Source organism: Vibrio sp. 10N.261.51.F12 (genome assembly GCF_041471725.1).
Lineage (GTDB): Bacteria > Pseudomonadota > Gammaproteobacteria > Enterobacterales > Vibrionaceae > Vibrio.
The window spans coordinates 153,031-174,228 of record NZ_JBFROV010000009.1; the positions used below are offsets into that span (position 1 = coordinate 153,031).

The 21,198-nt window shown below is 45.2% G+C and carries 18 protein-coding genes; 10 read left to right on the forward strand and 8 right to left on the reverse strand.

Going from position 1 to position 21,198, the window contains the following annotated elements; genetic code table 11:
- Positions 1-6 precede the first annotated feature (6 nt).
- From AB4405_RS05405 to AB4405_RS05430, 6 genes are all read left to right on the forward strand, one after another.
- Positions 7-1,335 (forward strand): efflux RND transporter periplasmic adaptor subunit, encoded by a 1,329-nt coding sequence (locus AB4405_RS05405; protein WP_372059942.1) that lies wholly within the window; start codon positions 7-9, stop codon positions 1,333-1,335.
- Positions 1,332-4,433 (forward strand): efflux RND transporter permease subunit, encoded by a 3,102-nt coding sequence (locus AB4405_RS05410; RefSeq protein ID WP_372059943.1) that lies wholly within the window; start codon positions 1,332-1,334, stop codon positions 4,431-4,433. The genes AB4405_RS05405 and AB4405_RS05410 overlap by 4 nt, the downstream gene beginning before the upstream one ends.
- A 187-nt stretch (positions 4,434-4,620) precedes the next feature.
- A complete protein-coding gene (locus AB4405_RS05415; RefSeq protein WP_372059944.1) occupies positions 4,621-5,145 on the forward strand; it encodes a phosphatase PAP2 family protein in 525 nt (174 codons plus the stop codon).
- 18 nt (positions 5,146-5,163) lie between these two features.
- On the forward strand, positions 5,164-6,207 hold the full coding sequence (locus tag AB4405_RS05420) for an MJ1255/VC2487 family glycosyltransferase (protein WP_372059945.1): 1,044 nt from the start codon (positions 5,164-5,166) through the stop codon (positions 6,205-6,207).
- A gap of 490 nt (positions 6,208-6,697) precedes the next feature.
- The gene (leuO, locus tag AB4405_RS05425) at positions 6,698-7,657 is read left to right on the forward strand and encodes a transcriptional regulator LeuO (protein WP_102469891.1); all 960 of its coding nucleotides are present in this window, start codon (positions 6,698-6,700) and stop codon (positions 7,655-7,657) included.
- A gap of 178 nt (positions 7,658-7,835) precedes the next feature.
- A complete protein-coding gene (locus AB4405_RS05430) occupies positions 7,836-9,698 on the forward strand; it encodes a long-chain fatty acid--CoA ligase (RefSeq protein ID WP_372059946.1) in 1,863 nt (620 codons plus the stop codon).
- Between the two features lie 141 nt (positions 9,699-9,839).
- Here the strand turns inward: AB4405_RS05430 and AB4405_RS05435 are convergent, their stop codons facing one another.
- Entirely contained in the window at positions 9,840-11,129 is a 1,290-nt protein-coding gene (locus AB4405_RS05435; protein WP_102469893.1) for a peptidoglycan DD-metalloendopeptidase family protein, read from the reverse strand.
- A 129-nt stretch (positions 11,130-11,258) separates the two neighbouring features.
- Here AB4405_RS05435 and tyrS point away from each other — a divergent pair, with 129 nt between their 5' ends.
- Positions 11,259-12,446, forward strand: a complete 1,188-nt coding sequence (tyrS, locus tag AB4405_RS05440) for a tyrosine--tRNA ligase (protein ID WP_102469894.1) — start codon at positions 11,259-11,261, stop codon at positions 12,444-12,446.
- 159 nt (positions 12,447-12,605) lie between these two features.
- Here the strand turns inward: tyrS and grcA are convergent, their stop codons facing one another.
- Entirely contained in the window at positions 12,606-12,983 is a 378-nt protein-coding gene (grcA, locus tag AB4405_RS05445; RefSeq protein WP_102469895.1) for an autonomous glycyl radical cofactor GrcA, read from the reverse strand.
- Between the two features lie 370 nt (positions 12,984-13,353).
- Between grcA and nfo the strand changes: the two genes are divergently transcribed.
- From nfo to AB4405_RS05460, 3 genes are all read left to right on the forward strand, one after another.
- Positions 13,354-14,205, forward strand: coding sequence for a deoxyribonuclease IV (nfo, locus tag AB4405_RS05450; protein WP_372059947.1), 852 nt, complete (start codon positions 13,354-13,356; stop codon positions 14,203-14,205).
- Positions 14,206-14,538: 333 nt separating this feature from the next.
- The gene (ung, locus tag AB4405_RS05455; protein WP_372059968.1) at positions 14,539-15,228 is read left to right on the forward strand and encodes a uracil-DNA glycosylase; all 690 of its coding nucleotides are present in this window, start codon (positions 14,539-14,541) and stop codon (positions 15,226-15,228) included.
- A gap of 86 nt (positions 15,229-15,314) precedes the next feature.
- The gene (locus tag AB4405_RS05460; protein ID WP_102469898.1) at positions 15,315-15,866 is read left to right on the forward strand and encodes a hemerythrin domain-containing protein; all 552 of its coding nucleotides are present in this window, start codon (positions 15,315-15,317) and stop codon (positions 15,864-15,866) included.
- 115 nt (positions 15,867-15,981) lie between these two features.
- Here the strand turns inward: AB4405_RS05460 and AB4405_RS05465 are convergent, their stop codons facing one another.
- The 6 genes from AB4405_RS05465 to AB4405_RS05490 are packed head-to-tail and all read right to left on the reverse strand — an operon-like array spanning position 15,982 to position 20,868.
- Positions 15,982-17,169, reverse strand: a complete 1,188-nt coding sequence (locus tag AB4405_RS05465; protein WP_372059949.1) for a tetratricopeptide repeat protein — start codon at positions 17,167-17,169, stop codon at positions 15,982-15,984.
- Positions 17,166-17,792: a TonB family protein gene (locus AB4405_RS05470; RefSeq protein ID WP_372059950.1), complete on the reverse strand. Its 627-nt coding sequence runs from the start codon at positions 17,790-17,792 to the stop codon at positions 17,166-17,168. Before AB4405_RS05470 ends, AB4405_RS05465 begins: the two co-directional genes overlap by 4 nt.
- Positions 17,792-18,196, reverse strand: a complete 405-nt coding sequence (locus tag AB4405_RS05475; RefSeq protein ID WP_102469901.1) for a biopolymer transporter ExbD — start codon at positions 18,194-18,196, stop codon at positions 17,792-17,794. Before AB4405_RS05475 ends, AB4405_RS05470 begins: the two co-directional genes overlap by 1 nt.
- Positions 18,193-18,768: a MotA/TolQ/ExbB proton channel family protein gene (locus AB4405_RS05480; protein ID WP_102469902.1), complete on the reverse strand. Its 576-nt coding sequence runs from the start codon at positions 18,766-18,768 to the stop codon at positions 18,193-18,195. The genes AB4405_RS05475 and AB4405_RS05480 overlap by 4 nt, the downstream gene beginning before the upstream one ends.
- Positions 18,758-20,101, reverse strand: a complete 1,344-nt coding sequence (locus AB4405_RS05485; RefSeq protein ID WP_372059951.1) for a MotA/TolQ/ExbB proton channel family protein — start codon at positions 20,099-20,101, stop codon at positions 18,758-18,760. Before AB4405_RS05485 ends, AB4405_RS05480 begins: the two co-directional genes overlap by 11 nt.
- Complete coding sequence (locus AB4405_RS05490; RefSeq protein WP_372059953.1) at positions 20,101-20,868, reverse strand: DUF3450 domain-containing protein; 768 nt, start codon at positions 20,866-20,868, stop codon at positions 20,101-20,103. The genes AB4405_RS05485 and AB4405_RS05490 overlap by 1 nt, the downstream gene beginning before the upstream one ends.
- Positions 20,869-21,198: the final 330 nt, after the last annotated feature.

A 21,198-nucleotide genomic window follows, 5' to 3' on the forward strand; every position in this document is an offset into this window, starting at 1 on the left:
AAATCTATGAAAAATATAAACAAGAAACTGCTGTTTTTTCCTGCACTCGCTGTGGGTGTTGTTGCGCTAATCGCCGCCATTAATTTACGACCAGATATTCCGACTAAGCCTGCTGGAGATCGTGCTCGAGTGGTCGAGACTCTAACCATGCAGCCACAATTTTCCGCCCCCCTTGCTGTTGGTTTCGGTCGTGTTACCCCAAAACTTGAGTGGAAAGCGATCTCCGAGGTTTCTGGGGAGGTAGTGTATAAGCACCCTAATTTAGAGAAAGGGAATATTGTGAGCGCGGGGACAGAAGTGCTTCGAATCGACCCCCTCGATTACGAACTTAAGGTCTCCCAAGCGATTGCTGATCTTAAATCGAGCGAGACACAGCTGGCTCGCATTGATCAAGAAGAAATTAATTTAAAGCAAACCCTTACCATTGAACTTAATCGCTTGAAGCTGGCGCGAAGTGAGTACCAACGCCGCGCCGACCTCAATAAACGAGGTTTGTCGTCACAGTCTGATGTGGATACGCAAAAGCAGAACATGCTGTCACAGCAAAAGTTGGTTCAAGAACTTGAGAACCAAATAGCGCTGCTCCCTGATGAAAGAGATGTCGCGTTGGCTGTGGTGAACGTCAATAAGGCCAAAGAGCAAGAAGCTCAGCGCTTATTAGCTAAAACCATTATCTACCTGCCAGAAACTTTGCGTATCGCGGAGGTTGATGCGGAAATTAACCAAGTAGTAAACCTACAGCAGGCCATGGTAACAGCGCATGGTACCGAAATGATGGAGGTGGAGGCTCAGCTTTCGATTCATGATTTACAGCTTATTGCAGACACGCTGAACAGTTCAGCACGCAATAGTGGTAGCAACAACGAATTGCAAGCCCTTAGTGCGTCGATAGAGTTGAGTAGCGGTAGCTTGCAATCGTCTTGGCCAGCAAAGGTTGTGCGTGTGAGTGAGACCGTGGATCCCAATCAAGCGACAGCGGGTGTGATTTTGGAGATCGCGCAGTCTACGACAGGTAACGGTCTATCTGATACGCCATTGCTGGTGAACGGAATGTTTGTTAAAGCAAAGATTGAAGGTCAACCTCAGCAGGCTTGGTTGATTCCAGAGCGTGCCCTGCATGGTGATAAAGTGTATTTGATGAGCGTGGATAACACATTGCAGATTAAACCGGTCGTTGTTGAGTACCGCCGAGACAATCAAGTAGCGGTTCGGGGTGAATTTCAACAAGGGGACAAACTGGTATTGAATGATTTGCTGCCTGCGATAGAAGGAATGCTGTTACGAGATATCAGCGTAGCCAAAGATGGCATGAGTGAAGAAGGTGACGAGTCATGATTCGTTTTTTCTCCAAACACCCCACGGCGGCCAATTTATTGATGCTTGCCTTGGTTATTCTCGGCGTTTCGTCGCTCTCGACGATAAAACGAGAAACCTTTCCAGAATTTAGCCCGCCATACATCATGGCGGCGATTACTTATCCTGGGGCTTCCCCACAGGAAGTGGAAGAAAGCCTGTGTATTCGAATGGAAGACGCCGTCGATGGCCTAGCGAATATTGAAGAAACGAAATGTGAGGCGATTGAAGGTTCAGCTCGCTTAACCCTCAAACTCTCTGAAAAAGCCGACATTGGCCGCATGCTGGTGGATGTTCAGACTCAGATTAATTCCATTAACGACTTCCCTGATGAGATAGAGTCACCAGTGGTCCAAGAGTTAGATTGGAACGAGCCTGTTGTCGACATTGCTATTACCGCGGATACCGGTTGGCCTGAACTGAAAGCGTATGCCGAACAGCTCAAACGTACCTTAAAGTTGGACTATGACGTCTCACTTGTGGAGGTGAGTGGTTTCTCTGATCACCAATATCGAGTGGAACTCGACACGCAAGTTATGCGTCAACTTGGGCTTAGCGTGAACGATATTGCCTCTAAAATTGGCAAACAGAATGTAAAACTACCCAGTGGTAACGTCGAAACGCCGGATAAAAACTTCTTGATTCGATTCGATGAACGTCGAGTCACACCACAAGAATTGGAGTCTATGGTTATTGGCGCTAGCTCATCTGGGGCATTAATCCGCCTTAATGACGTGGCAACGATCACCGATAGGTTTGAGTTGGATGAACAAAAAGTACTGTTCAATGACAAGCCCTCAGCCGTACTAAAAATCAGTAAAAATAAAGAAGACGATGCACTGCGGATCAAAGAAGATGTGGTTCGATTTGTCGATGCTCAGCGCGCCATCGCTCCAGATGGCGTGACATTGGAAATGACCAACGACCTCTCGTCTGTATTGTGGGATCGTCTGACCATGATGCTGAAAAATGGCTGGCAAGGGATTGTTCTGGTGTTTGCCACCATGTGGTTGTTCTTTAGTTTTCGTTATTCGTTTTGGGTGGCTGCCGGCCTGCCTGTTGCCTTCTTAGGTGGGCTATTTTTAATGGCCAATTTAGGGTTGTCGATCAATATCATGTCCCTGGTCGGGCTTTTGATGGCGATTGGGATCATGATGGATGACGCGATTGTGATTGCCGAGTCGATCGCCTCGCATCTTGATCGAGGGCAGAAGATTGATGATGCTGTGATAAACGGAGTACAAAAGGTATTGCCGGGGGTCATTTCGTCTTTCTTAACGACCGTCTGTATCTTTGGTAGCTTGTTGTTTTTAGATGGTGAAATGGGAGCGGTGCTTAAAGCTGTCCCGCAGGTGCTTATTCTCGTATTGTCATTGAGTTTAATTGAGGCGTTCTTGATCTTGCCGAGCCACCTTTCTCATTCACTGCATAAACAGAAAAAAGAAAAACCACCGATTAAGTTCAAGCGAGTCTTACTTGAGCGCTTTGAAAATTTTAGAAATACCACCCTTGTTAATGCTGTTGACCGTGTCGTGTCGCATCGTTATGCCTTCATGGGGGGCGTCTTGTCGCTACTGCTCGTTTCGGTCGCATTGATTGCTGGAGGCGCGGTGAAGTTTGTCCCGTTTCCTGAATTGGATGGTGATACGGCTGAAGTGAGGATTATATTGCCTCCTGGCTCATCCCTATCTCAAACCGAGCGAGTCGTGGATCACGTTGTCGCCTCGGCGAAAAAACTTAACGTTGAGTGGAGTGAGGATGTTGAAGGGGGTCGAACGTTGGTCGAGCAGATCACCAGCCAGTTCAACACCAATCAGGATGCCAATGAATCTGGCCCTCACCTTGCTACCGTGAGGCTCGATCTGCTCGGTGCAGAAGAACGTAACACCTTAATTGATGATTTTGTTGATGCTTGGCGAGACGATGTGGGTGAGATGGCTGATCCTATTTCATTGGTTTTTAAGCAGCCGACGATGGGTCCTGGTGGCCGCGCGATAGAGATTCGCATTAAGCATGACGATCTTGAACAGCTTAAAGCCGCATCGATAGATATCCAACAATATCTAAACGAGTTTGATGGCGTAACGGGCGTGCTCGATGATATGCGATTAGGTAAAGAAGAGATCCTAGTCAAGCTTCGACCAGGCGCGGAGACATATGGTGTTGATGGCCAGCTGATCGCCAATCAGTTAAGAGGCGCTTTCTTTGGGCAAACAGCAGATGAGATACAGTTGGGTGTCGAAAATATCAAGATTGAGGTCAAGTTAAACAAAGAAGACATTGCTGATATTCAACAACTGGCAAACTTTCCTATTATGCTCGCTGATGGATCTCAGCTGCCACTTGGCGCGGTTGCTACTATGGATTTTCAACGTAACTATGTCAGAATCCAGCGTATCGATGGCCTAAGAACCGTCAGCGTATTTGGTGATATTGATAATAGTAAAGCGAGCTCTTCTGAGATTATTCGTCAGTTCCAAGTTGATGAAGCGCCAGTACTTGAAGAGAAATACCCAGGTCTACGTTTTGATTTTGAAGGTGAGGCAAAAGACACCGCTAAAACAGGCTCTTCAATGGGTAAAGGCTTCTTATTGGGATTGTTTGGTGTGTTCTGTATTTTGAGCTACCAGTTCCGCAGTTATTTAGAACCCTTTGTCGTCATGCTGGCTATTCCACTGGCGTTTATTGGGGTGGTGTGGGGACACTTACTGCTTGGTCACTCGCTGAGCATGCCGAGTATCATGGGATTCGTTTCATTGGCGGGCATCGTGGTCAATGATTCTATCTTGTTGGTGCAATATATTCGGCATCATGTGGATGAAGGAGAGTCGGTACATGACTCCGTCGTGAAAGCCAGTCGTGAGCGATTTAGAGCGGTATTTTTGACGTCAATGACAACGGCTGCAGGATTGCTTCCTTTATTGACGGAAACAAGCTTACAGGCTCAGGTGATTCAGCCTCTCGTTATCTCGATTGTGTTTGGCATCTTTGCGTCCACATTATTGGTACTGTTCATGATTCCATCCGCCTACGCCATATTAGCGGACTGGGGGTTAGTGCATAAACACGAAGAGATTTAGTCACTCGCGTCAATAAATGCGGCTTTTAGCCACAACACAATCTATAGGGCTAAAGCTCGCCAACAATTAGTGAGGTAGATACCTACCTCACTAAGCTTCATCATTTCTCCAATAATTCGTCACCTAATTGTCATGCAATCTGGCTACTTTTTGATCATACGAGATTATCAATGACAAGGAGTAGGTCATGCGCACTATTGAACCGATTGCTCGTTTCGATCTGGCATTTTCATTATTTTGTTTGGATCATCGATTTAATGCCCAAGTAGCGAAGCTGAGTCGCCTGATATCGAGAAGTGGAGATGGCCCTCTATATGCGTGCTTAGGCGTGCTCATTTGGTTGTTTGACGATAGGGTTGGCGGGGCTTTTCTTGCTGCTGGCTTACTTGCTTTTGCCATCGAATTGCCCATTTATTTTTTGGCAAAAAATGGTTTTAAGCGTCGACGTCCTCAAGAGCTTTCGCAATTCGTGCAGCCTTTCATTACTCCCTCAGATCGCTATAGCCTGCCGTCCGGTCATACCGCAGCAGCGTTTTTGATGGCGACCGTCATCGGTCATTTTTATCCTGAGCTGCATTTATTCTCAATCGTATGGGCGATGCTGATCGGATTTTCTCGTGTGCTTCTTGGGGTGCATTTTCTAACAGATATTGTGATTGGTGCGCTACTTGGTATTTCGTGTGCGACGTATGCGATAAATTTTGTAGGATAGATGGTGTAGGGAGAGCGTGTGAAAATACTTTATGGGGTTCAAGGAACGGGTAATGGCCATATCGCGAGAGCGCGAGCAATGAGTCAAGCGCTGAGTTCTCATGATGTTGACGTGGATTTTTTGTTTTCGGGGCGCGACAAAAGTAAGTACTTCTCGATGGAAATGTTTGGCGACTACCAAACGCGACGAGGGTTCAGCTTCGTGACGAAAAATGGCAAGGTTGACTATTTTCAAACGGCAACCGACAACAACCTATTGAGTTTTATGCAAGAAACCAGAGCTCTTGATGTGAGTCATTACGATGTCGTGGTCAACGATTTTGAACCTATCTCAGCGTGGGCGGCAAAGCGTCAAAAAGTCCCGACCGTAAGCATTAGTCATCAAAATGCTTTTCGTTTTGATGTTCCGCAAAAAGGCTCAAGTTGGCTCGATAACCAAATTATTCATCGCTTCGCACCATCGGATCATCAGCTTGGACTGCATTGGTACCATTTTGACCAACCGATCCTTCCTCCTATTGTTCATACTCAAGGGCACAACGTGACATCAGAAGCCATGGTGTTGGTTTATCTGCCTTTTGAGGGTATTAATGCCATCATCGATTTGCTGATTCGTTTTGTCAATCAACCTTTTACTTGTTATCACCCCGAAATCGTTGAAGAAGAAAAGATTGAAAACATCACGATGAAGCCGTTAAGCCATTTGGGGTTTCAGGTTGATCTGCATCGATGTGCGGGTGTGATTGCTAATGGGGGATTTGAATTACCTTCTGAAGCGCTGAGCTTAGGGAAAAAGCTGCTTGTTAAGCCACTTGAGGGGCAATTTGAGCAGCAAAGCAATGCCGCAACGTTGGACAGCTTGGGGCTTGCTCATAGCATGGACTCTCTTGATGCTGCCGTGGTTCGAGACTGGCTTGATGAAAAACAAGCTGAGCGTGTCATATACCCAGATGTGGCGAGTGAGATTGCGGATTGGTTAGTGTCGGGTGAATGGCATTGCAGCCAAGCCTTACGGAAGCGACTGTGGGCAAAGGTCGACTTTCCTAGTTACGCTTCTATGTAGCCTGGAGACAAGCGGCAATGCAAAAAGGCTACGTTTGGTAGCCTTTTTTGCATTTTGGGGTCAATTAGTATTCTTATTATGTATCAATTCGCAGGCTCATATCGGGTTGATGTATTGGTTTTTTTAATGGGTTGGCGAATGAACTATATGCGAGATAACGGGATGAACATGACAGGATTTAACAGTGTTATATCTTGTGTCTATCTTTTTAGGGATTATTTGCAACAAAAGTTATTAAAAATATAATTTATCTTTTTTTACATTAGATGTAAGCTACTGTTGTTTATCGATATTGCATATTTGCCGGTAAAATATACTGATTCTTTATCAAACTTGTTGGTGTCGAAGTTATTATTAGTGGATAGTTTGCTTCGTCCTCGAACTATGCAGAGGATTAATAGAACATTGTAGGGTACAGAAATGACGTTAATGATTTTCTGATTAATCCTTGCCCACATATTCGAGATTGATTTTAAACGAGGCTTACTAAATGTTAGACAAAAAAGATGCTATGAGCGCAATCGCTAGCTACCGCATGGAAAGCACATTACGTGGCGTAGATCTAAACCTATTAACCGTATTTGACGCGGTAATGCAGGAGCAAAACATTACCCGTGCTGCGCACAACTTAGGGATGTCACAGCCAGCAGTTAGTAACGCCGTTGCGCGTTTAAAAGTGATGTTCAATGATGAATTGTTTATGCGTCAAGGCCGTGGTATTCAACCAACACAGCGTGCTCGTCAATTATTTGGCCCAGTTCGCCAAGCGCTACAGTTGATTCGTAATGAGTTGCCAAGTTCTATCTTTACACCTGAGACATCAACACGCCTGTTTAAAATGGCAATCTGCTCGCCATGTGACATGCGATTTGCACCAAAGATCATGCAAAGCATTTCAGGACAAGCTCCTCATGTACAATTGCATCTTGATGCGGAAGCAGACCGTCAACTTGCGGATCGTATGCGTTACCAAGAAATCGATTTTGTTATTGATTACGCTCGTTATGATGCACAAGGTTTCTCAAGTACTGAGATCTTCCAAGATGAGCTTGTCGTTGTCGCGTCGAAAAACCACCCACGTATTCACAATGCGGTCAGTGTTGCTCAACTTAGTCACGAGAAACATGCGAAATTGTCAAAAGTACACGGTGTACGTAGCTTCTCTGAGCATGCTTATAAAGACCTAGATTGCCAAGCATCTTATGAAGGCACTAGCCTAAGCAATGTGCTCTATGTTGTTGGCCAGTCTGAGCTGGTTACGATTGCACCACGCTGGATGGTAGAAAACGCGGTCAATAAAGATCAGCTACAAGTGCTTTCATTGCCATTTGACAATGCCATGATCAGTGGATTTTTAAGCTGGCATGAATCAAGCGAAAAAGATAAGGGTCACATCTGGTTGCGTGATCAGTTAATGATGATCTGCGGTGAAGTCGTCGCATTCGCGTAATTCACAGCCAATGAGAATAAGCCCCCACAACTAAGTCTTTGATACTTCGTTGTGGGGGCTTTTTTCGTTACATTATTTAGCCATAAGTTTGATTTGGGTCTGTTGCCTTTTCTATCATCATAGGTACACTTGTGCGCTCAAATGGCTTACGCGTGTACGCTTAAAGGTAAGATAGAACATGGCTAATTTAGAATTCCATATTGTAAAAAAGATTCGTGAACGAATCCTAAAAGGTGGCGATAAGATCGCCTTAAGACATAAGATCGACAATGTGTGGCAAGGGATTAGCTGGAAAGAGTTTGGTGCAAACCTTGATGCACTGTCTCTTGCCTTGTTGAGTCGAGGTATTCAACCTCAAGACAAGATAGGCATTATCTCAAATAACATGCCTAAATGGACGATCGCTGATTTTGCATCCTTGCAAATCCGTGCGGTGACTGTCCCTCTTTACCCAACGAATACGGCTGCTCAAACGAGCTACATTCTTCAAAATGCCGATGTACGCATTCTTTTCGTTGGTGAACAAGACCAATTTGATGCGGCGTTGTCTATTTATGATGAATGTCCACAACTGGAATGCATTGTCACTATGTGTGACAGCATTGCTGCGTCAGACGAGTCGTTTGTGATGACTTGGGATGATTTCATCGCGGGTGATCATAGCCAGCAGCAACCAGAGTTCTTGGCCCGACTTGAGCAGGCCAACTTTGAAGACTTGCTGACGTTTATCTATACCTCTGGTACAACCGGTCAGCCCAAAGGTGTGATGCTGGACTACCAGAACATTGGTGCACAACTGAAAGGGCATGATGAGCGTCTGAGTTTGTCTGAAAGTGATGTATCACTGTGCTTCTTGCCTCTGTCTCACGTATTTGAGCGTGCTTGGACGTTTTACGCCCTCTACAAAGGGGCAACAAACTGTTACTTGCAAGACACAATGCAAGTGCGTGATGCCTTGGGCGAGATTCGTCCAACGGTCATGAGTGCGGTGCCGCGCTTCTATGAGAAAATATTTTCTGCTATCCATGAGCGTGTTTCTAAGGCGCCAGTACACCGCAAGGTGCTCTTTACTTGGGCGGTGAACATGGGAGCGAAAATGGCCCAATGTCGTCAAGACAATGTTCAGCCCTCTTTCATGCTCAAAAAGAGTCATGCATTAGCCGATAAAATTGTCTTGAGTAAGCTACGTGAATTGCTCGGTGGCAACATCAACTTTATGCCATGTGGTGGCGCGAAGCTTGATGAGACGATTGGCCGCTTTTTCCAAGCGATTGGCATTAATGTCAAGCTAGGTTATGGCATGACAGAAACGACGGCGACCGTATCGTGCTGGGATGACACCTGTTACAACCCTGATTCTATTGGCATGCCGATGCCTGGCGCCGAAGTGAAAATTGGTGAGAATAGCGAGATACTTGTGCGCGGTCCAATGGTGATGCGTGGCTACTATAAAATGCCAGAAGAGACGGCCAAAACGTTTGATGCTGACGGCTTCTTAAAGACTGGCGACGCCGGTGAATTTGATGCCAATGGAAATTTATTCATTACTGACCGCATTAAAGAGCTAATGAAAACGTCAAATGGTAAATACATTGCTCCTCAAGCGATTGAGGGCACCATTGGTAAAGACCATTACATCGAACAAATCGCGGTTATCGCGGACACTCGTAAATTTGTCTCAGCGCTTATTGTGCCATGCTTTGACACACTCGAAGAGTATGCCAAAGAACTCAACATCAAATACCATGATCGCTTAGAGCTGATTAAACATAACGAAGTTGTCGAAATGTTTGAGAAGCGAGTATTTGAATTGCAAAAAGGCTTAGCAAAATTTGAACAAGTTAAGAAGTTCAAATTACTGCCTCGTGGCTTTTCTATGGACAAAGGTGAGCTTACACCCACTCAAAAATTACGTCGTAAGGTGATCAATGATCGTTACCAAGATGAAATTGAAGAGATGTATAGCGACAACCACCATAAAAAAGACTCGAAAAAGAAAGACATCAAAGATAAAGACATCAAAGAGAACAACGATAAATAATCGACTCTCGGCGTGTCATCACATGTGATGGTACTAAATAAGTCATTGATGATAAAAAGCCCCCTTGAGATTTATTCAAGGGGGCTTTTTTAATGGCGGCCAATCATGAGCAAACACTGAGCACGCTAAGCGGCTTTGACGCTAGGGCTTAGCAAACAACAATTGGCTGTAGCGATTCATCTTGGTCAGGCGGATCTCCGCATTAGCAAGGAAGGTTTGCTTTGCTTTGCCTGTAAGAGACTTAGACTGCGGCAGCTTAACCGTCCTTGCATTCTTATGAACGCCATTAACCAAAAATTCATAATGCAAATGTGGACCGGTCACGCGTCCTGTCCCACCAAGTGTACCAATGGTTTGTCCTTGCTTAACGCGTTGCCCCGTTTTGACGGTGCGTTTAGTTAGGTGTAAGTACTTGGTGATATAGGTATTGCTGTGCTTGATGAAAACGTAGTTACCGTTAAATTGGTTATACCCTGACTTTTGAACCGTGCCATCACCTGCGGCCCAAATAGGTGTGCCAACCGGTGCCGCATAATCAGTACCACGGTGAGCACGAACTTTCCCGGTCACGGGGTGGCGTCGATTAGGGTTGAAATTGGAGGTAACTCGTCGGAAATCAAGTGGTGAGCGTAGAAATGCTTTTTTCATGGCTCGGCCATTTTCGTCATAATAGCTGTTGGTATTATCATCTAGAATGGCTTTAAATGTATCACCTTGGTTTTTAAACACCGCCGCGATGATTTTACCTCTGCCAATGACTTCACCCTCGACCACTTTTTCTTGATAGAGCAACTCAAAGTGATCACCTGAACGGATGTCTAATGCGAAATCGATATCCCAACCAAAAATACCGGCGAGCTCCATGATCTGATTCGCCGTTAGGCCGGCGCCTATTCCTGCATTCCAGAAGTTAGAGGTAATATCGGCCTCGGCATAGTTGTATTGGTAGTCGATGTCTTTCTTGTCGAACTGAGAGGTAAAGCCGTCATCGGTACGAGTAATCAGGAAGGTCTCGTAGTCATTCATTCTCCGCTTCAGTTGCAATAAGTCATTATGCTCATCAAAGCCAAATATCAGTGTATCACCAGGTCGAAGGCGCGACAGTTGTTGTTCGATGTCTTTATTGGTATTCACTAGGTCATAGAGCAAGCGAGCAGACAATCCCACACGTTGAAATAATATTGCAGCGCTTTCGCCAGAACGCACAGAATGTTCTTCCCAATTAAGGACAACCGTTGGCGGTGGTTCGTTGGCAATATTCAATGAAGACGCATTAATTGTCAGTGGATAATATTTACCTATCTCGAGTTTATTCGGGTCATCGTGAAGCTCTGCGGCGTCGGGTAAGAACAGAGCGACGACAATCAGCGCGGTGAAAAATGCGATCAGAGCTCGATGAAGCCAAGGGAGGCGCTTAAAAACAGATACCATGAGTGATTAATTCAACATTATTTTTTAAATTTCCTGAACCAATTAGTCTAACTGGTTTCAAAAAACATCGCTATTCAAGTAAGATGTCTAACTATTATATTTTTGCCAAATCTGTGGGAGTGAACAAGAATGGCGAGCCTAGAAGCTGCATTAGCTGAGATTAAACGTGGTGTCGATGAGTTGATTCCAGAAGAAGAACTCATTGCGAAACTTAAAGAAAACCGTCCTCTACGTATTAAGCTAGGTGCCGATCCGACTGCGCCGGATATTCACTTAGGCCACACGGTCATTTTAAACAAGCTACGTACGTTCCAAGATTTAGGTCATGACGTGACGTTTTTGATTGGTGATTTCACAGGTATGGTGGGTGACCCAACGGGTAAAAACACCACTCGACCGCCACTGACTCGTGAAGACGTACTTCGTAACGCCGACACTTACAAGGAGCAGGTGTTTAAAATCTTAGATCCTGCAAAGACCAAAATTCAGTTTAATTCTGAATGGCTGTCAGACCTTGGAGCAGAAGGTATGATCCGCCTTGCTGCAAACCAAACGGTTGCACGCATGTTAGAGCGTGATGACTTCAAGAAGCGTTATAGCAACGGTCAACCTATTGCGATCCATGAATTCATGTACCCGTTACTGCAAGGCTATGATTCTGTTGCGATGGAAACCGACGTTGAGTTGGGTGGTACTGACCAAAAATTCAACCTCTTAATGGGCCGAGAACTACAAAAGTCGCATGGTCAGAAGCCACAAGTCATATTAACAATGCCACTTCTCGTTGGACTTGACGGTGAGAAGAAAATGTCCAAATCCGCGCATAACTATATTGGTGTGAGTGAAGTACCAACAGAGATGTTTGGTAAAATCATGTCGATCTCAGACGTGCTGATGTGGAGTTACTACGAGTTACTGTCTTTCCGTCCGCTAGAAGAAATCGCACAATTTAAAGCCGATGTAGAAGCGGGTAAAAACCCTCGAGACGTTAAGATTCTGCTGGCGAAAGAAATCATTGCGCGCTTCCACTCACAAGCAGATGCGGACGCGGCAGAGCAAGAGTTTATCAATCGCTTCCAAAAAGGCGCAATGCCTGACGAGATGCCTGAATTTGAGTTTGAAGCGGGTATTGCCATCAACAACTTGCTGAAAGAAGCGGGTCTTGTCGGTTCAACCTCCGATGCGATGCGAATGATTCGTCAAGGTGCGGTGAAAATCGATGGCGATAAAGTCGAAGATACAAAACTCGTTCCTGCGGTAGGGCAAGCCGTGTACCAAGTTGGTAAGCGTAAGTTTGCTCGAGTGACACTTAAGTAGACTCGTTTCTTTACCGCCTTATGGCGTATGTTGAGTCATGACAGAATGAAAACCTCTTTCGGGAGGTTTTTTTATATCTGATACGTTTGAGGGGAGCCTTAAGCAAAAAAACAGACGCGATCGCGTCTGTTTTTATATTTTGATTACTTAAATTCTAAATTATAGAGATTCAGTAAACGTACGTGCGATTACGTCACGTTGTTGCTCTACTGTTAGAGAGTTAAAACGCACAGCGTAGCCAGAAACACGGATAGTAAGCTGTGGGTAGTTCTCTGGGTGAGCAACAGCATCTTCTAGCGTTTCACGCTTAAGAACGTTAACGTTAAGGTGTTGGCCACCTTCGATGCGAGGTGCCGTTTCAATGGCAACTTCACGGCTTTCGTATTCACCTAGATCGCTGATTGCAACTACTTGGTCTGCTTCAAAACCTGTCGCGGCAGCAACGCAGCGCGCTTCGTTTTTCTCGCCATCTAGCAACCAGATTGAATTGAGTAGGTCGTCGTTTGCTGCTTGAGTAATTTGGATACCTTGAATCATCACTATCTCCTGAACCACTTTCATAGCGGTATTGTTGTGGTGTTAAATTTCAAATTTTATTGAGCTGAGCTATATATACCTAATAATGGGTATTCTAGTATTGATTTAGATCAAATTACAACAAATAACATTAATTAATGTAAGGCTGATTTCTTGACCTATATCAACTAAGCCTCTTAAAATGGCGCTTTAAATAATATTTTATACATTAAAAATTATTTGAAAGAGATAAATGTAGTAATAAAACTACATTTTGGTGTTTTTGAGAGAGCCATGTACCAAGAAACAAGGGCTTCAATAGTTAAAGCTGAAAGTATAAGATCGCTAAATAACAGTTTTAAAAATGTGATATAGATCGGGTTGTTAAGGTATGAATAAGTTTATAGGTGCACATTTATCAGCAGCTGGTGGGGTGGATAATGTGCCACAACGAGCGTCAGAAATTGGAGCAAACGCATTTGCGCTGTTCACAAAGAATCAAAGGCAATGGGTGGCGAAGCCGCTAACACAAGAAACCATTATTCGTTTTAAGGAAGAATGTGAAAAATACCAGTTTCTTCCGGAGCAAATACTTCCGCACGATTCCTACCTGATTAACTTAGGCGCACCTGAATTAGAGAAGCTTGAAAAATCGAGAGCGGCATTTATTGATGAAATGGAGCGCTGCCAGCAGCTGGGTCTAACGTTATTGAATTTTCATCCGGGTAGCCACCTCAAAAAAATCACAGAAGATGAGTGTTTGGATCGCATTGCGGAGTCCATCAATATCGCTCATCAAGCGGTGCCTAACGTCGTGGCAGTGATAGAAAATACTGCCGGGCAGGGCACGAACCTTGGCTGGCGATTTGAGCACCTTGCTCATATTATTGCCAAAGTTGAAGATAAAAGTCGTGTCGGGGTGTGTCTTGATACTTGCCACACATTCACGGCTGGCTATGACCTGCGAACTAGTGAAGCCTGTGAGGCGACATTTTCTGAGTTTGATAACATTGTTGGGATGCACTATTTACGAGCAATGCACCTCAACGATTCAAAGATAGCATTAGGTGACAGGGTTGACCGCCACCAATCTTTGGGGAAAGGAGAGATTGGCTGGGACTGTTTTGAGTTCATCATGAAAGATCGTAGATTTGATTCTATCCCATTGATTTTAGAGACTATTGAACCAGGTATTTGGATTGATGAAATCCAACAACTGAGACACTTAGCAATAAAAAGTTAATTTTTTTTGTGACAACATGGATCTTTGGCATCTTTCTTTCATAATTGATTACATGCACGTTGCATAAAAGTGTGATTTTGAAAATATCACGAACCATCGTAGTGTAAGATTTAGGTAGGTGTCATTATGTCTCGAACTGTCGCTCCACGACCAAATACCATGCGTTCTAGTCGTTTCCCTGTTCCAAATCGTCATGTGACGGGACAAGGGCACCATCGAGCGCCACAACATAAAAGTAATCATTAATTGAACCCTATAAAACTGGTATTAAATCGGTAGTGGTGGTGACTTTTGAGATGCTAAACTCCCCAGAGTTTCAAACTCTGGGGAATCATAATGACAACACTGACATGGCATGACGTCATTGAAAAAGAGAAGCAACAGGCGTACTTTCAGCAGACGCTTTCGTTTGTAGAAAATGAAAGAGAATCAGGCAAGATCGTTTACCCTCCCGCCAATGATGTATTCAACGCATTCAAATTTACTGAATTTAGCAGCACTAAGGTAGTGATACTTGGGCAAGACCCTTATCATGGCCCTCATCAAGCCCATGGCTTGTGCTTTTCGGTGTTACCTAGTGTAAAAAAACCACCGTCTCTTGTGAATATCTATAAAGAATTGGCGCAAGATATCGATGGTTTTGAGATTCCTTCTCATGGCTTTTTGAAAAGCTGGGCCGATCAAGGCGTATTATTACTGAATACAGTGCTCACCGTGGAGCAAGGCCAGGCTCATTCTCATTCGAAAGCGGGCTGGGAAACCTTCACTGATCATGTGATTGAATCGCTCAACACCGATGGAGAGAATATTATTTTCTTGCTGTGGGGAGCACATGCACAGAAAAAAGGCATGATAATCGATCGACAGCGGCACCATGTGCTGACTGCGCCACATCCGTCTCCGTTGTCGGCACGTCGTGGTTTTTTTGGTTGCCAACATTTTTCTCAAACGAATCAACTACTGAGTTCGATGGGTAAAGATCCAATTAATTGGCAGCCTAACCTGGTTGGTAGCGAGGGGTAATCGCTGGTTTTTCGAGCATAGTCAAAGCATGAACTTGGAAACTCTTATACACTTATTAAGAATGTGGAATTAAGGGAGAGAAGGCGATGATGATCGAAAGGATAAGACGCGAGCACGGCTATATGGTCCGTTTGCTCGCCATATTGAATCGTAAATTACATTTGTTAGAGCGCGAAGAGCCCATCAATTACTCTCTGATCAAAGAGATAGTGACCTACCTAACCGTGCATTCAGAGAAAGTGCATCATCCTAAAGAAGATATTCTTTACCGCTATTTCATTGAGCATTACGGACATCAGGGCACCATATCGAATCTTGAGGCAGAGCATCATGATCTGTCGGAGAAAACGCATGATTTCCTCGATATCGTTGAAATGATCTTGCAAGATGCGGTCGTGCCACATGAGATTTTTGCCAATCGCTTGTCTGAATTTATTCGAAACCAAAAGCAGCATTTAGACCTTGAAGAACAATCAGTATTGCCACTCATCGATAAGATGTTTTCAACAGAGGATTGGCAAGTGGTTGAGGCGTTGTGGACTGACGCTGATGATGATCCCGTGTTTGGTGACACCATTGCTGACCGATACAAGCAATTGGCTGAACGGGTGCGACAGAATGAGTTTGAAAGCGTGTAGCTTAGGTATCGAGATCTGAAAGTAGCGGTATTGATAGTAATAAGATCATCGTAAACGACAAAGGCATCGCTAGCGATGCCTTTGTCGTTTCGGTAGGTTTTTGTAATGATTAAGTCTATTGAGTCATTTGATCCAGATAGTTGAGCCAATCTGCTGTTTGCGTCGTTGGTTTTGCTTTATGGGCGCTTTCGGCAAGTGTCTTCGCAGTAGCGTATTGTTTCAATCCCACATAGGCACGGATTTGCAGCAATTGCTTTTCTTGCAACGTAAGCCCTTTGACTTTATCTAACGATTGTAAGGCTTGCTTAAAATCACCCTGTTGCATTTCTAGTCGCGATACTTGTTCATAGTATTTAGCATTGAGACGAGCTGCTGCTAACCATGAGGTCTGTGCGTGCGTCCATTCTCTCGCCATTTGCCAATGTGTCGCTTGTTTGACGATGGTATCGACGTCAGTGTCACTGAGTTGTAGATCGCGATAGAGGTGTGCTGATTTCTCTGGGATCCCTTGCTGAGCATAAAGCTGCGCCATACTAAGTTGCATCGTATCCGGAATGTCGATGCCTGCTCGCTTGGCGGAAACGAGCGTGGCGAGAGCCAGCTTATATTGCTTGGTTTGCATGTAAAGCGCACTCAGTTGTTGCCACCACATCATTTTTTCTGGTTGTAAGGCAAGCAGCTTTTGACTCGTAATGATTGCGCTTTTTAGGCGAGATAGTTGCAGCTCGGCACTGAGTTGTAAGCTAAGGGGTTGCAGCTTTGGGGTACTATCAAGGCGATGATATTGGTTAATCGAAGCCAGCAATGGCGCCCACTGTTGCAATAAGTAATGGGCTCTGGCTTTGTTGAGCCAAGCCGTGGTGAGTTGCGCTTTGGGGATTTCAAGCGCTTCGGCCGATGTAACCAAACGCTCAAAATGGACTAACGATTGCTCTGCTTTGGTATCCGATAATAACAATTCGGCGAGCATACGCTCGGTTTGCCAGCCTTGATCATCTTTAAAAGCATGCGTATTTACGGCGATTTGCAACTGTTTGATCGCAAGATCAGTTTTATCGGCTTGCCAATAATAAATGCCGAGCATCCTTGCGACGTAAGCCTTATCAAAACTTGCCGATGGTTTGAGTGTTTCGAGCAACGCGATGGCTTCTGTGAGCTTTTCTTGTTGTTCAAGTTCATAAGCCTTGGAGACTTGGGTTGCCGTTCGCATGCCAAGCTCTTGTTTTGCCACTGCCACTTGGCTAAACGAAAATGATAAGCAGCATGTAAGGAGGAGGCTTAAATGAGTCAGTCGTTTTTTCATTGGTTTAACTTAAACTCCAATTTGACCGTTTGCCCAACTCTTGGTTGTGCATTGCCATTGACCATCATTGGCTGATATTTCCATTGTTTCAGCGCTACCATCGCTTCTCGTTCGAACATACGCTTTGGATTGGCCTCGACGACTTCGATATCACTTGGACGACCGTTGACGTCAATGGTGAATGACATCACGACATAACCTTCAACATTGCGCTGTATCGCACGACGTGGGTAGCGTGGCTCTTTCCGATGCAACGGCATGACCTGCTGGTTACGACCAATATCCGGTACGCTAGGGGCGTTCATTGCCACACCCGCAACCTGAGTTGATATGGCAATATTAGGCAGTTGAGGTGACGTCGGGGTTTGCACACTCGAGCTTTGTGAGCTTTGCTCTACCACTGCCGCTGAAGGTGGTGTCGCCGGCATCTTTGGCGGTTCAGGCAAAAGACGAGTGCGTCGTGCCGTTTCGCTATCCGGTTCAGTCATGACTAGATCGTAACTTAGCCTTGCTGATTCTTCAGGTTTAGACTTTGGACCGATGTCGATCATCCAGCTCATAAAAGAGAACAGAGTGAAGGCCAGCGCCATTGCTAAGGGGATACTCAACAAAATGCGAAGCATTACGGGCTCTCCGTTGCGAGGGCTATCTTGGTTACCCCGGCACCTTTTGCGCTGTCCATGACCTGTACAACGGTACCATTGAAGGCATGTTTATCGGCTTGAATGACCATTGACGCATTAGGTTGTTCAAGTAATAGTTTTTCGATAGTCGCTTGCACGCGTTCTACATCCACGCGACGTTTATCAATGAATACATCGTTATTCGCAGTAATGGCGACAAATATCCCTGCATCCTTTTGACTAACCGCATGACTGGCTTGTGGACGATTCACGTCCACGCCTGATTCACGGACAAAAGAGCTAGTGACAATGAAAAAGATCAGCATGATGAACACAATGTCGAGCATTGAGGTCATATCAATGTTGGCTTCTTCTTGTTGTTTTTTTCGGTGGCCAAGTCTCATGTATTATTCCTTATGGGATGATGGCTTCCCATGTGTTGGTCACTTCTTAATAGTTGCTCTAACTGAAACAAATTCTTGTTGCTCCATTTCTGGATGCGAGAAAACGCGAGCATGCCTGATAGGGCGGCAACCATACCAGCCATAGTTGGAATCGTCGCCATAGAGATGCCCGCCGCCATGAGGCGTGGTTGAGCGCTACCTTGTGCAGCCAGTGTGTCAAAAACAGTGATCATACCGGTGACTGTGCCTAAAAGACCCAGCATTGGGCACAGTGCTAGTAAGCATTTTAGAAGGTTAAGGTTCTGCTTCAGTTGGTTTTCTGCATCACTTAGGATCGCATCTCGCTGCATGCGAGCGTACCAAGAAAAATGGTCAGTACGTTGCGACCACTTTTTTGTCCAATCGCGTTTTTGTACTGGGAACGCTCGCGAAAAATAGATAATTCGCTCAAAGGCGACGACCCAAAAGACCACGACAACAGCCGCTAGCCACCAAAGAATGGGGCCACCTTGGTTCATAAACTGGCTCAGGTGCTCTGAGCCAGGCAGCCAATTGGTCAGATTATGCAGCATAGCTCGCTCTCTGTTCGGTAGAGTGGACTTCTGCTTGCTCAGCGACTAAACCGACACTTTGGCGTTCCAATATATTCCGAATAGACTCTGATTTTGAGCTCAGAAGGTTATGAGCCAGTAACAGTGGCATCGCTGTGATCAAGCCGAGAACGGTCGTTACAAGCGCCATTGAGATACCGCCAGCCATGACACGCGGTTCGGCATTACCAAACTGAGTGATCACTTGGAAGGTTTCAATCATACCGGTTACGGTACCCAGTAAACCAAGCATTGGTGCAAGTGCCGCAATCAGTTTTAGCATACTTAAGCCACGCTCTAGGTGCTGCTGTTCATCCATAATGGACTCCAGAAGGCGGAGCTCTAGTGCCTCGACATTCATCTTTTTATCGCGATTGTAAACACTTAACACGCGGCCCAGCGGGTTGTCGGTCGGTGTCTCGGGACTTTTTAGTTGTTTGCTAATTTGTTGCTCAATTCGAACTAATACGACCGCGCGATATAACGCGATGATCAAACCAACAAGGAATAATCCCGCAATAATCTTACCGACAATGCCACCGTGCTCAAATCGTTGAGCCAGGGTTGGGTTTTCGGCTAATTGCTTGTAGATATCCCCACGGCTTGGATCGATAACGGCAGCGGTTTGGCCATTGACGATACTCTCGGCGTTATCGATGGTTGAAACTGAGCTAGGGAGTCGAGGGAAGTCGCTTGCAAGTTGACCGTCCCAATCAATAGGGCCCTGTTTAGCTAGCAATGCGAAGTTACCAAGGCGGAGCGCTTTTATCGTCGTAATTTCACCGTTACCAGTGACAAATGGAACATCAATATTGGCATAGGTGCCACTGCTGGCTATCTGAGCATTAAATGCTTGCCATAATGCGGTGAGTTCTTGGATTGACGGTAGTGTTTTCGCCGCAACAATGTTCTCAATATCGGCACGTTGTGGTGCTTGTTCACTGTTGGCGACGGACGTTTCCAACTCAAGTTGCAGCTCTTTTGCAGATTGACGAACGACACCAAACAGTTCACCTAAGCTGCCCGTTTCAAGGTGTAGCTGTTTTTGTTTTTCCGCCAGTGTCTTTTCATTATTTGAAAACTGCGTACTGAGAGACTCAATAGATGCATCGAGTTGGCGCTTACGTTCAGTAAGCTGTTTGCGTTTGGCTGCAAGCGTTTGCTCGTCTTTCTTAAACTGAGCTTCACGTGCGGCATTGTGTTGTTGCTCTTGCTTTTGGGCTGTCTTAGCGTCGCTTGTTAGCGTATTAGCAGCGAAAGTAAGGTGTGAGACGCTGAATGAAAACAGCGCAATCAATAAGGTCAGGTAACGCATTAGCTAGGATCCTTGGCAAGAGAAACCGGAAGTGTCATCAGGCTTGGTGAGGCTTGTTTGTTCGCGATTGCAAACGCTTGGTCGATATGTGAAGCAAGTGAGGCATCAGTGCTGACCCAAGTGCGTTGACGATTGTCCCATGACCAGTATTGATTCCTGTCCAGGCTACGGGCGACTAATGATAAGCGACCTAGATAAAGCTGCTCGGCTTCGATGCCATCGCCGACATTGATGCGTGAACGATAGCTGCCCAGTTTAATGCCATAATCCATCTCGATCTGATAAGCCTCTAAGATGCGACGATACTTTTCTGCATCGCTGACATCCGCTTGGGGCATAAGAGACTTTAATTCTTCTAAGCGCGCTAAGCGGGCGTCAATACGAATGGGTTTATCTTGTTGGATGTGAGTCTCTAACCCACTAAGCATTTTGTACATCAGTGGTACAACACCTTGGCGGGTATCACTGATTTGCACGAGTTGTGTGTCGATGCTTGTCAGTTCTTGTTGTTGGTTATCGACGACGGATTGCAAGTGGCGCTCGTATACTTCAAGGTTGGCGATCTCTTGCTCAAGAGCGGCAATTTCAGAGCTCAGCTCAAACGCCTTGTCGCTACTGGTATTGATGCGTTTTTGGCTTTGTGTGCCTTGAGTAATAGTTTGAGCCTCAACATTTCTTGCGGTGTTGAGATCATTGGCCAAAGCCTGCCCATTGATAGCGATCAACGATAAGGAGCACAATGCGGCGTGAACGAGCGTTTTGTTCATTTCAATAACCTGTTGCTTTCGAATAGAAAGGGAAAATGAAAAATAAAGTTACGGGTTTTATGTCGTCTAACACATAAAACTAAAATAATGGCCGTACCGACAACATGCATTTAGACTTTTATGTCTAATCGAGATGAATGGATTGTCGTCAGTAACGTAATCAAAAAATGAAATACGGCCTCTCAATTACAGTGCATACAGTAATTTATGTATGATTTTATACACTTACATTCTTCATGGTTACTGTCAGCCTAGGACAATAACATGAGTGCACTTGTGGTTAAAATTGAGAGCTCACATTGTATGGCAAATTGGGTGATAAATACAATG

What these genes read in the sequence shown, in the direction of transcription:
- AB4405_RS05405 (WP_372059942.1), top strand. Translation starts at nt 7, where the DNA reads ATGAAAAATATAAACAAGAAACTGCTGTTTTTTCCTGCACTCGCTGTG.
- AB4405_RS05410 (WP_372059943.1), top strand. Translation starts at nt 1,332, where the DNA reads ATGATTCGTTTTTTCTCCAAACACCCCACGGCGGCCAATTTATTGATG.
- AB4405_RS05415 (WP_372059944.1), top strand. Translation starts at nt 4,621, where the DNA reads ATGCGCACTATTGAACCGATTGCTCGTTTCGATCTGGCATTTTCATTA.
- leuO (WP_102469891.1), top strand. Translation starts at nt 6,698, where the DNA reads ATGTTAGACAAAAAAGATGCTATGAGCGCAATCGCTAGCTACCGCATG.
- AB4405_RS05430 (WP_372059946.1), top strand. Translation starts at nt 7,836, where the DNA reads ATGGCTAATTTAGAATTCCATATTGTAAAAAAGATTCGTGAACGAATC.
- AB4405_RS05435 (WP_102469893.1), bottom strand. Translation starts at nt 11,129, where the DNA reads ATGGTATCTGTTTTTAAGCGCCTCCCTTGGCTTCATCGAGCTCTGATC.
- tyrS (WP_102469894.1), top strand. Translation starts at nt 11,259, where the DNA reads ATGGCGAGCCTAGAAGCTGCATTAGCTGAGATTAAACGTGGTGTCGAT.
- grcA (WP_102469895.1), bottom strand. Translation starts at nt 12,983, where the DNA reads ATGATTCAAGGTATCCAAATTACTCAAGCAGCAAACGACGACCTACTC.
- nfo (WP_372059947.1), top strand. Translation starts at nt 13,354, where the DNA reads ATGAATAAGTTTATAGGTGCACATTTATCAGCAGCTGGTGGGGTGGAT.
- AB4405_RS05460 (WP_102469898.1), top strand. Translation starts at nt 15,315, where the DNA reads ATGATGATCGAAAGGATAAGACGCGAGCACGGCTATATGGTCCGTTTG.
- AB4405_RS05465 (WP_372059949.1), bottom strand. Translation starts at nt 17,169, where the DNA reads ATGAAAAAACGACTGACTCATTTAAGCCTCCTCCTTACATGCTGCTTA.
- AB4405_RS05470 (WP_372059950.1), bottom strand. Translation starts at nt 17,792, where the DNA reads ATGCTTCGCATTTTGTTGAGTATCCCCTTAGCAATGGCGCTGGCCTTC.
- AB4405_RS05475 (WP_102469901.1), bottom strand. Translation starts at nt 18,196, where the DNA reads ATGAGACTTGGCCACCGAAAAAAACAACAAGAAGAAGCCAACATTGAT.
- AB4405_RS05480 (WP_102469902.1), bottom strand. Translation starts at nt 18,768, where the DNA reads ATGCTGCATAATCTGACCAATTGGCTGCCTGGCTCAGAGCACCTGAGC.
- AB4405_RS05485 (WP_372059951.1), bottom strand. Translation starts at nt 20,101, where the DNA reads ATGCGTTACCTGACCTTATTGATTGCGCTGTTTTCATTCAGCGTCTCA.
- AB4405_RS05490 (WP_372059953.1), bottom strand. Translation starts at nt 20,868, where the DNA reads ATGAACAAAACGCTCGTTCACGCCGCATTGTGCTCCTTATCGTTGATC.